The sequence below is a fragment of the Lachnoclostridium sp. An196 genome (genome assembly GCF_002160135.1).
GTDB lineage: Bacteria > Bacillota > Clostridia > Lachnospirales > Lachnospiraceae > Hominiventricola > Hominiventricola avistercoris.
The window spans coordinates 114,500-123,564 of record NZ_NFJZ01000007.1 but is presented as its reverse complement, the minus strand read 5'-3'; the positions used below and the strand labels follow the sequence as shown (position 1 = coordinate 123,564).

Sequence of the window (9,065 nt, the reverse complement as noted above, 5' to 3'; positions counted from 1 at the left end):
TTTAATTCGTTAATTTCTTCACGCCCAGTATCCCGGCCAATGCATCCTGAAGCACACGTGAGTAATTAACGCCGGCTTTATCGGCTTCGACACTCATCCAATAAGGAATGGTACAGTTCTTTTTTACTGCTTTATTATCAACTCTTTTTCTGTACTCTGAAAAATCTACATCGACTAATGTAAAAATATCATCATCTGTGATTTTGAATTGTTTGGAATATGGTTTTGGAATCTCCTTTTTTTCGTCTTCCAGATCAATTCCGATCAATCCAATTGCGTCTCTTGCCATTTCCATCGCTTCTGCGACTGTGGCGCCTTGCGTACCGGAATCGAAGTCAGGTATTTCCACATAATACCCTTCATCCGTACGTTTTAAAATGACCGGATACGCTCCTTTCTTTTTCATGTTTGACTCCTTTCTTTTTATGACATTTCATCGGGCCTGGTTCTATGAAATATCAAGTACCGGGGCTTAAAGCCCCAGCTTCTTGATGATTGTTTTTGCGAGCATCTCGTTTATTTCTGAATGTCTGGGAATTGCTTCGACTCTGTTGCCGTCAGTATACAGATCATGATTCCCGCCGCTTCTTTTGAAGCGCCATCCATTTTCTTCGAGAAGCTTAATCAAATCTCGTCTTTTCATGAACAAAAGCTCCTTGAAATGGTTTTTTCTTTAATGTATTTTCCTAACATATACTATACGCATATAATGCGTATTTGTCAAACGCTTTATGTGTCAAATTATTCAAATAAATGAACCAGATAACAGATGAATAAAATAAAATCCCGCAGCGGACTCCTGTTTTTGGAGAGTCCGCTGCGGGATTTTTGAAAATTGTCGGTTTCAGATTTCCTGTGCTTTGAGCGCTGCTATCTGTTTTTTCAGAGTCTCGATTTCCCGACGCTGTGTTTCGATCTCCTGATCTTTCACAGAAAGCAGTTTCTGCTGTTCTTCTAATTCTTTTTGTTGTTCTTCTAATTCTTTCTGTTGTTCTTCTAATTCTTTCTGTTGTTCTTCTAATTCTTTCTGTTGCTCTTCCAATTCTTTCTGTTGTTCTTCTGATTTTTTCTGTTGTTCTTTCAATTTTTCCAGTTGTTCTTCCAGTTCTTTCTGCTGCTCTTCAATCATATAATGCACCGTATTCCGGTCCATAATCTTTAATGCTTCCGAAAACATATGCAGCACCTCCTCCGGTTTCTGGCGGAGCATGGCGATCTCCTTATAGATATCTTCCAGCCACGGATATACGGTTATCAGTTTTTCGGCGTCTTCTATGGTTTCTGTGGTCAGAAGGGATAGCCATGCAGTCTGTTTGCTTCTATTTTCAGAATAAGGTTTTTTTCGGAATACGTCAAGGGCTACCAGGCAGTATTCCTGCAGAAGAGTCATCTGAAGACCGGTGTCGAAAGTGGTTTTCCCGTGATGGATATAGCGGTCCGGATCCTGGTGGAAGATATGGGCGCTGTTCTCGAAAAGGATAATCGTATAGACCTTCCGCATATCCCGATAGGAAAAATCTTTGCCCCGAAGAGATTTGGCGCGTGCGTATTGCCGCATGACCAGATCTGAAGAATAACAGGACATGCGTTCTGCCGGAAAGGCGTAGGGGATCTTTTGAATCTCCACATTCGTCAGGGAGCCGTCTTCTAATTCCACCAGTACGTCCATGATCAACAGAGATTCCCCATCCAGCATGCGGTCTTCTGTGGGAAGGACGTCTTTTACTTTTACAGGGATACCTAAGAGGCTGGAAATCAGCCCGGAGAGACGTTCCGGATGAAGCACCGGATCGAAGATCGTTTTGAAAAACGGGTCGTAAGTCAGAGGAAGGGTTCTGGCTCCCCGCAGAAAATCCAGGAGCCGTTCCCGGTACGGCGAGGTCAGATGCCGATAGGAGAGATATAATATAGGATCATTCTCCAGATACGATTCTATGGATTCTCTGGAATCGGGAGGATCCTTCCATATGATATGGGCGTATGGCGCAGAAGTTTGCTGGAATTTGTTTTTGGATTGATTCATAGGCAGTCTCCTTGCAGTTGGATTTCCACATTGGAAAAATGCGCGCAAATCTCCCTGTGCGGATAAAAATAGATTGAAAAAGGAAATATGATGAGAACTCATCGGAAATATTCAGTTCAAAGATTTTCAACAGAGTGTAATATCTGCCGGCAGAGATATACTCTATGTAATTCAGTTTAACATAGAGAATAGGAAAATACAACACTGTTGCACAATTTTTTCAACCTTTTTTCGTCTTCTTTTCTGCTTCTTGTACACCCCCGCAAAAATATATATAATAAATAACAGAGACCGTCCGGATCAGTGTTCCGGGCAGTGTAGTGACAGAAAGGAGTACAGACATGGAACGAAAGAATGCGTGGAATACATATGAGGAAGCAGATCTGGTACAGGTGAACCGGATCGCGGAGCAGTACCGGCAGTTTATCTCAGACTGTAAGACGGAGCGTGAATGCGCCGTCCGTATCCGGGAGATGGCAGAGGCGGCAGGCTATGTGTCTCTTGAAAAAGCGGTGCGGGAAGAAGGAAGCCTGCAGCCGGGGGACAAGGTCTATGCGGTTCATAAAAAGAAACTGGTGATCCTGTTTCACATTGGCACGGAGCCTATGGAGAGGGGCATGAATATCCTGGGAGCCCATATCGATTCTCCAAGACTCGACATCAAACAGAACCCTTTATATGAAGATGGAGAGATGGCGCTTCTGGAGACCCATTATTATGGCGGCATCAAAAAATACCAGTGGGCGGCGATCCCGCTTGCCCTGCACGGCACAGTGGTAAAAAAAGATGGGAGCACGGTGGAGATAGCGGTCGGCGAGCAGCCGGGGGATCCGGTGTTCGGCATCTCGGATCTGCTGATCCACCTTTCTTCGGAGCAGCTGCAGAAGAAAGCAGCCGTCGTGGTGGAAGGCGAAAACCTGAATGTGATCGTGGGCAGCCGTCCGCTGAAGGATACAGAGGAGAAAGAAAAGATCCGGGAAGCGCTGCTCGGGATCCTGAAGGAGCAGTATGGAATCGAAGAGGAAGACTTCCTCTCGGCGGAACTGGAGGCGGTACCGGCAGGAGCGGCCAGGGACTTTGGACTGGACCGGAGCATGATCATGGGATATGGACAGGACGACCGGATCTGCGCGTTCACGTCCCTTCTGGCTCAGCTGGAAGTACAGGATCCGGCGTATACTTCCGTGTGTCTGCTGACTGACAAGGAGGAGATCGGCAGCATGGGAGCCACGGGCATGCAGTCCCGGTATTTTGAAAATGTGACGGCGGAAGTGATGCAGCTGTCCGGCCAGTATTCCGAACTGGCGCTGCGCCGGTGCCTGCAGAATTCGCACATGCTTTCTTCGGATGTGAGCGCGGCTTTTGACCCGAACTATGCGTCCGCTTTTGAAAAGAAGAACACGGCGTACCTGGGACGCGGCATGGTGTTTAATAAGTACACCGGTTCCAGAGGAAAATCCGGTTCCAATGACGCCTGCGCAGAGTATATCGGACAGCTGCGGGGGATTATGGACGGCGCCGGCGTCTGCTGGCAGACCGCGGAACTGGGCAAAGTGGACCAGGGAGGCGGCGGAACGATTGCCTATATCACTGCAAATTATGGAATGGATGTCATTGACAGCGGCGTGGCTCTTCTGAATATGCACAGCCCCTGGGAGGTATCCAGCAAAGCGGACATTTATGAAGCCTATCGCGGATACGGAGCGTTTCTGAAAGCACGCTGGGATTGAAGCGGGCAGAGAGGAGAGTGGAAAATGGAACGGGAGCAGCTGCGGAAACTGAGACAGAAGATGAAAGAGGCAGGGATCAGTGTCTATGTGATCCCGTCCTCTGACTGTCATGAGTCGGAATATGTCTGCGCTCACTACCGGGCGCGGGAATATATAACCGGATTTACCGGGTCTGCCGGTACGGCGGTGGTTACGCTGACAGATGCGGGGCTGTGGACGGACGGCCGGTATTTTATCCAGGCGGAGCGTCAGCTGGCAGGGAGCGGGATCCGGCTGTTCCGGATGGGCGAGCCGGGAGTGCCGGAACCGGGAGCCTGGGTGGAAGCCCGGCTGGACGAGGACGGATGTCTTGGATTTGACGGACGTACCATGGGAGCTGCCCGGGCGGCGCGCCTGGCGGAAGCAGCCGGAAGAAAAAGCGCGAAACTGACCACAGACCGGGATCTGGTCGGGGAGATCTGGGAAGACCGCCCGGGTATTCCGCCCGCGCCGGTATGGATCCTGGACGAATGCTGGAGCGGAGAGAGTACGGAAAGCAAACTGTCACGGATCCGGGAGGAGATGCGGGAAGCGGGCGCGGACGTGCATGTGCTGGCGGATCTGTGCGATATTGCCTGGATTCTGAACCTGCGGGGAGGGGATATCCCCTGCGTACCGGTAATCATGTCTTTCCTGTGTATCACGCAGGACGACTGCGTCTGGTATGTACGCCCGGAGGTTGTAAGCAGTGAGACGGATCAATATCTGGCATCCTGTAAAGTCCGGAGAAAAGACTACGGGGAAATTTATACGGATCTGGCGGCGCTGAAGGCGGCAGACGCCGCGCCGGGAGAGAGGAGGGATGCGTCGGCGGTTCTGCTGGATAAAAGAGCGGTCAATTATCAGCTGTTGTCGTCGATTCCGGAAGGAATCTGCATTCTGGACATGCCGAATCCTTCGGAGCGGATGAAAGCCGTGAAAAACAGTACAGAGCTCCGCAACCTGGAAGAAGCGCACCGCAAAGAAAGCATCGCCTTCACCCGTTTCATGCGCTGGGTAAAAACCCGTGTGGGAAAGGAAAATATTACGGAGCTGTCGGCGGCAGAGTATCTGGAAGACCGCAGGAAGGAGCAGGATCACTATCTGGGGCAGAGTTTCGCCCCGATCTGTGCCTGCGGAGCCAATGCCGCCATGATGCATTATTCCGCCACAGAGGAACAGTACGATGCGATCCGTCCCGAAGGATTCCTTCTGGTGGATGCGGGAGGGCATTACCTGGAGGGAACCACGGATACCACCCGGACTTTTGCGCTGGGACCGCTTTCCATGGAGCAGAAGCGCATGTTTACGGCCGTGTGCCGGGGATGCCTGAATCTGGGGGATGCGGTGTTCCTGTACGGGTGCACCGGATACAGCCTGGATATTTTATGCCGGGAGCCTCTGTGGGAGCTGGGGATGGATTACCGCTGCGGAACCGGTCATGGAGTGGGATATTTGTTGAATGTCCATGAAGGCCCCAACGCCTTCCGCTGGAAGATGCGTCCGGGAGAACCTCCCGCCGTACTGGAGCCGGGCATGGTCACCACCGATGAACCGGGCGTGTATGTGGAAGGGCAGTATGGGATCCGCACGGAAAATGAGCTGGTCTGTGTGGAAAAGGGCCAGAATGAATACGGACGGTTTCTTGGATTTGAGCCGCTGACCTTTGTACCTATCGACCTGGATGCCATTCTGCCGGAGGAGATGAACCCTCAGGAGCGGGAACTTCTGAACCGCTACCACCGCCGGGTGTATGAGGAACTGTCTCCTTATCTGGATGAAGAGGAGCGGGAGTGGCTGCAGGTCTATACCCGTGAGATATAATCAGGGCGTGAGGCGGAATACCGATTGACAAGAGTTCCTGCCGGAGATATAATCCTTTCGTTTGCGAAAAGGAGGACAGATCATGACGAAAGACATGACGGCCGGATCTCCGGCAAAATTGATTGTCAGTTTTGCGATTCCCATGTTTCTGGGAATGCTTTTTCAGCAGTTTTACAGCATGGTGGACACCGTGATCGTAGGGCAGTACCTGGGAGTCAATCCACTGGCGGGAGTCGGATCCACCAGTTCACTGAACTTCCTGGTGATCGGATTCTGCACTGGAGTGTGCAACGGTTTTGCGATCCCGGTGGCGCAGATGTTCGGAGCCAGGGAGGAGTCCAGGCTGCGGAGGTATGTGGCCAACGGCGCCTGGCTGTGCATCGTATTTTCTGTGGCGCTGACGCTGGCGGTGGTAGCTGCCTGCCGTCCGATTCTTGCCTTGATGGACACGCCTCCGGAGATTTTTGAGTATGCCTATATTTATATTGTCATCATATTCTGGGGGATTCCGTGCACCTTCCTGTACAATATCCTGGCAGGAATCATCCGGTCGCTGGGAGACAGCAGGACGCCGGTGGTTTTTCTGGCGCTTGCCTCCCTTTTGAATATTGCCCTGGACATTGTCTCGATCCGGTTATTGGATATGAGCGTGGAAGGCCCCGCGCTGGCTACGGTGATCTCTCAGGGGGTATCCGGCGTGATCTGCCTTTTCTATATGTGGAAGAAATATCCCGTTCTTCGGGGAACCAGAGAAGAGTGGAAGCCGGAGCTTTCTTATATGAAGAGACTCTGTCTGATCGGGATACCTATGGGTCTGCAGTATTCGGTGACTGCGATCGGAACGCTGGTGGTCCAGGCGGCTGTCAACGGCCTGGGAGCGGCAGTGGTGGCAGGGGTCACGGCAGCCCAGAAAATTAACGCTTTCATCTCCTGCCCGGTGGAAGCGCTGGGGCAGACCATGGCTCCCTATACGGGACAGAATATGGGGGCCGGCAAACTGGACCGGATCGGGAAAGGACTGCTTTCTGCATCCCTGATCGGCTTCGGGGCATCTCTGATCTGTTTTCTGATTGCTCTTCTGGGAGGCCGCCAGCTGACGCTGCTGTTTGTGGATGCCGCGGAAGCGCAGATCATCGAATATTCTTATGAATTTCTGCTGTTCTGCACGGGCGGCTACTGTCTGCTGACGCTGGTGAATACCGTGCGGTTTACGATCCAGGGAATGGGATTCTCGATCTTTGCCATTGTTTCCGGCGTCATGGAGATGATCGCAAGAATATTGGCTTCGGCGGTGCTGGTGCCGTTCTTGGGCTATGCGGCGATCTGCATGGCGCATCCCATGGCATGGATTTTTGCGGACATATTCCTGATTCCGGCGTTTTTCTGGTGCAGGCAGCAGATCGGAAAGAAACGCTGTATGTGAAATGGATTTTACATTTCGGGACGCTGTTTCCGATGGATTTTACATATATTTTACTTAAAGATGGTTTTAGATTTTACATTCGGTCTGTATGATCAGGTATGTACTTGAGGAGTACATAAAAAACAGAGTAAAATCTGAAACCATTTTTAAGGAGAGAAAATTATTATGAAAAAAGCGATTGTTGTACTTATGCTTGCTGCTATGACGGCAACGACTGTGATCGGATGCGGAAGCAGTTCTTCCGACACCACCACAGATACTACGGCTACGACCGATACAACCGAGGATGCGGCTGCTGAGGAAGAGACGGCAGAAGAAGCTCCTGCGGAGGAAGAAGCAGCTGAGGATACAGAAGCGGCCGGCGGTTCCATGAGCGGCGCGATCACCGTTCTGTCCCGTGAGGATGGTTCCGGTACCAGAGGCGCTTTTGTAGAACTGCTTGGCATCGAGCAGGAAGACGCGGATGGAAATAAAGTAGATATGACGGTTGATACCGCTGAGATCACCAACAGCACCTCCGTTATGATGACTACTGTAGCAGGAAACACCAATGCGATCGGATATGTATCCCTTGGTTCTCTGGACACCAGCATGGTAAAAGCCCTGAATGTGGATGGAGTGGCAGCGACGGTTGACACTGTAAAAGATGGTTCTTATACAGTAGCGCGTCCGTTCAATATCGCAACGGCAGGCGAGCCGGAAGGCGTTGCAGCAGATTTCATCAACTTTATCATGAGCGATGATGGCCAGGCAGTAGTTTCTGAGGATGGATACGTAAGCCAGGGCAGCACCGGCGCATTCACCAGCGATGAGTCCGAAGGAACCATCACCGTAGGCGGATCTTCTTCTGTTACTCCGGTTATGGAGAAACTGGCAGAGGCTTATCAGGCAGTAAACCCGAACGCTACGATCGAAGTACAGCAGAGCGATTCTACCACTGGTATGACTTCTACTCTGGATGGAAGCTATGACATCGGTATGGCATCTCGTGAACTGAAAGATACGGAGCTGGAGAGCGGCCTTGTTCCGACCGTGATCGCGATGGATGGTATTGCAATCATTGTAAATCCGGAGAATCCGATTACCGATATCACCTCTGAGCAGGTTATGCAGATCTACACCGGAGAGATTACCGACTGGTCTGAGGTACAGTAATCTTTCGGGAACACACGTAAGGAAGAGAATATGAAGAATCTGAAAGAAAATCTCATGCACGGCGTCTTTTTAGGCGCCGCGTGTGTTTCCATCCTGGCAGTTGCCCTGATCTGTATTTTCTTGTTTGCCAATGGAGTTCCGGCTATTCTGGAGATCGGACCCCTGGAATTTCTGGGCGGCATGAGATGGAAACCTTTAAATAATATTTTTGGTATTTTCCCCATGATTGTGGGAAGTATTTATGTGACGGCCGGAGCCATCATCGTCGGCGTGCCGATCGGCATCCTCTGTGCAGTATTCATGGCAAGGTTCTGTCCGAAAAAGATTTACCCGGTTTTAAAACCTATGATTGAACTGATGGCGGGTATTCCGTCCATCGTATATGGATTCTTTGGTCTGGTAGTGATTGTCCCGCTGATGCAGGATATTTTCGGCGGGAGCGGAAAAAGTGTTTTGACAGCATCGATATTACTTGGGATTATGATTCTGCCGACGATTATCGGCGTGTCCGAGAGCGCGATCCGCGCGGTCCCGGAAAGCTACTATGAAGGAGCCCTGGCGCTGGGCGATACTCATGAAAGAAGCGTATTCCGTGCAGTTCTTCCAGCCGCCAAGTCCGGTATTATGGCCGGTGTGATCCTGGGTATCGGCCGTGCAATCGGTGAGACGATGGCTGTGATCATGGTGGCCGGAAACCAGGCGGTGATTCCGGAAGGTCTGCTGTCCGGCGTACGTACGCTGACGGCCAATATCGTTCTGGAAATGGGCTATGCGGCAGATTTACATAGAGAAGCACTGATTGCGACAGGCGTGGTTCTGTTTGTGTTCATTCTGATCATCAACCTGTTGTTCTCACTGGTGAAACGGAGGGATACGGATGGCTGATATGAAT

General features: G+C 51.0%; 8 protein-coding genes. 5 read left to right on the top strand and 3 right to left on the bottom strand.

Annotated features, from left to right (window positions below; translation table 11 throughout):
* Nucleotide 1 precedes the first annotated feature (1 nt).
* From B5F29_RS09810 to B5F29_RS09800, 3 genes are all read right to left on the bottom strand, one after another.
* Nucleotides 2-406 (bottom strand): type II toxin-antitoxin system HicB family antitoxin, encoded by a 405-nt coding sequence (locus tag B5F29_RS09810; RefSeq protein ID WP_087154453.1) that lies wholly within the window; start codon nucleotides 404-406, stop codon nucleotides 2-4.
* Between the two features lie 66 nt (nucleotides 407-472).
* The gene (locus tag B5F29_RS09805) at nucleotides 473-643 is read right to left on the bottom strand and encodes a type II toxin-antitoxin system HicA family toxin (protein ID WP_087154452.1); all 171 of its coding nucleotides are present in this window, start codon (nucleotides 641-643) and stop codon (nucleotides 473-475) included.
* Between the two features lie 201 nt (nucleotides 644-844).
* Nucleotides 845-2,023 carry a PD-(D/E)XK nuclease family transposase gene (locus B5F29_RS09800; RefSeq protein ID WP_162608402.1) on the bottom strand — a complete coding sequence of 393 codons (1,179 nt, stop codon included), beginning with the start codon at nucleotides 2,021-2,023 and terminating at the stop codon, nucleotides 845-847.
* Between the two features lie 341 nt (nucleotides 2,024-2,364).
* Between B5F29_RS09800 and B5F29_RS09795 the strand changes: the two genes are divergently transcribed.
* From B5F29_RS09795 to pstC, 5 genes are all read left to right on the top strand, one after another.
* The gene (locus B5F29_RS09795; protein ID WP_087154450.1) at nucleotides 2,365-3,753 is read left to right on the top strand and encodes an aminopeptidase; all 1,389 of its coding nucleotides are present in this window, start codon (nucleotides 2,365-2,367) and stop codon (nucleotides 3,751-3,753) included.
* Between the two features lie 24 nt (nucleotides 3,754-3,777).
* Nucleotides 3,778-5,595, top strand: coding sequence for an aminopeptidase P family protein (locus B5F29_RS09790; RefSeq protein ID WP_087154449.1), 1,818 nt, complete (start codon nucleotides 3,778-3,780; stop codon nucleotides 5,593-5,595).
* 82 nt (nucleotides 5,596-5,677) lie between these two features.
* Nucleotides 5,678-7,018, top strand: coding sequence for an MATE family efflux transporter (locus tag B5F29_RS09785; RefSeq protein ID WP_087154448.1), 1,341 nt, complete (start codon nucleotides 5,678-5,680; stop codon nucleotides 7,016-7,018).
* 165 nt (nucleotides 7,019-7,183) lie between these two features.
* A complete protein-coding gene (locus B5F29_RS09780; RefSeq protein WP_206414202.1) occupies nucleotides 7,184-8,173 on the top strand; it encodes a substrate-binding domain-containing protein in 990 nt (329 codons plus the stop codon).
* A 30-nt stretch (nucleotides 8,174-8,203) separates the two neighbouring features.
* The gene (pstC, locus tag B5F29_RS09775; RefSeq protein ID WP_087154446.1) at nucleotides 8,204-9,058 is read left to right on the top strand and encodes a phosphate ABC transporter permease subunit PstC; all 855 of its coding nucleotides are present in this window, start codon (nucleotides 8,204-8,206) and stop codon (nucleotides 9,056-9,058) included.
* Nucleotides 9,059-9,065: the final 7 nt, after the last annotated feature.